This window comes from Sphingobium cyanobacteriorum (assembly GCF_030580935.1).
GTDB lineage: Bacteria > Pseudomonadota > Alphaproteobacteria > Sphingomonadales > Sphingomonadaceae > Sphingobium > Sphingobium cyanobacteriorum.
In genome coordinates, this window is the sequence record NZ_JAUQOM010000066.1 from 1 (window position 1) to 1757 (window position 1757).

General features: G+C 62.6%; 2 protein-coding genes. Both read right to left on the bottom strand.

What is annotated here, in order from left to right:
- Positions 1-123: 123 nt before the first annotated feature.
- Positions 124-891: an IS21-like element ISSsp5 family helper ATPase IstB gene (istB, locus tag Q4610_RS21680; protein ID WP_007686288.1), complete on the bottom strand. Its 768-nt coding sequence runs from the start codon at positions 889-891 to the stop codon at positions 124-126.
- Positions 888-1757: Mu transposase domain-containing protein (locus tag Q4610_RS21685; protein WP_425262600.1), on the bottom strand; the 870-nt coding region annotated here is incomplete at its 5' end. The genes istB and Q4610_RS21685, both read right to left, overlap by 4 nt.

Below are 1757 nucleotides of genomic sequence, written 5' to 3' on the forward strand. Positions count from 1 at the left end.
TGTCAACGGCGGAGCAAAAGTCGGCCATTCGGCGGCGTAAAACCAGGCCATCGTGTTACATGCCGGGGGGAGTGGCGTGAGGGCGTAGCCCGAGGGCCACTCCCCCCGGCATTGGTGTAATTTTCAGGGTCTGGTTTTGGCCTTGCGGGCCCGGCTGTGCGCGAGGCGATAGCTTTCGCCGTTCATCTCGAGGATGCTGACGTGATGGGTCAGGCGATCGAGGAGCGCGCCTGTGAGACGCTCAGATCCGAAGGTTTCGGTCCATTCGTCGAAGGGCAGGTTGCTGGTGATGAAGGTGGAGCCGCGTTCGTAACGCTGGGAGATCAGCTCGAACAACAGTTCGGCGCCGGTCTTGGAGAGCGGCACAAAGCCCAGTTCGTCGATGATGAGCAGCTTGTATCCGGCCATCTGCTTCTGGAAGCGCAGAAGACGGCGCTCGTCGCGGGCCTCCATCATTTCGCTGACCAGCGCTGCCGCGGTGGTGAAGCCCACCGACAGTCCTTTCTGGCATGCTGCCAGTCCGAGCCCCAACGCTACGTGCGTCTTTCCGGTGCCTGATGGCCCCAGAGCGATGGCGTTCTCACGCCGCTCGATCCACTCGCAGCGCGCCATCTCGAGCACCTGCATCTTGTTGAGCCTGGGGATGGCGGCGAAGTCGAAGCTGTCGAGGCTTTTGACGGCGGGGAAGCGCGCGGCCTTGATGCGCCGCTCGACCATGCGACGCTCCCTGTCGATCATTTCCATCTCGACGAGGCGGGCGAGGAAGCGGATATGATCGACGCCTTCAGCGGCACATTGCCGCGCGAGCTTGTGATGCTCACGCAGGCACGTAGGCAGCTTGAGCGCCTTGAGATGGTGAGCGAGAAGGATCTCCGGGGCCTGATCGCTCATGCGGCCTCCTGCCGGTCGGAGAGCAGGCTCAGATAGGCTCTGGCAAAGGTCTTCTCGACCGTGGTGCGTGGCAGGAAGGGATAGACGTCCAGGTCCAGCCTGGGCGGTACGCGTTCGATCCGGCACAGGACGAGGTGCTTGACGGCATCGAAGCCGATGGCGCCAAGATCGATGGCCTGTTCGACCGCCGCCTGGAGATCGGCGAGGGTGAACGTTTCCAGCAGGCGCAGTACCTGCACATATTCGCGCTTGCCATGTTTGTGCATGCGCCCTTCCATCAACCGCTGCAGTGTCGTGAACGCTTCGGGCAGGTCCCAGCCCTGCAAAGGCGCAGCCTGGTCGAATGCGTTGATCTTCTGCTCGATCAGCGGGAGATAATGGAGCGGGTCGAAGACAACCTCCTCGCGGGCATAGCAACGAGGATGACGGGCGATGACTTCGCTGCGGCAGCCGATCACCACCTCATCGACATAGGCCCTGATCCAGACCTCCTGATGGCCCCAGGCCACCGGAACCGAATAATCGTTGGTCCTGTAGCGCACCAGGGATTGCGAGGAGACCCGCCCGCCTTTCTGATCGCAGGCCTCGAAGGGTGTAGCGGGCAGAGGCTGCATGGCCGCGAGATCGCGTTCCAAGCGCTCACCGATCGTCTCGCTCTGCCCGCGCACCTTGTCCTGCTGGCGCTTGCGGCATTGCTCCTCCAGCCACAGGTTGAACGCCTCCCAGGTCGGGAACTTCGGGATCGGCACCATGAAGTTGCGCCGGCAATAGCCTACCAGCCCCTCCACATTGCCTTTCTCGTTCCCCTTGCCCGGGCGAGCATAGCGGTCGCGGATCACGTAATGTGACAGGAAAGCGCTGAACAG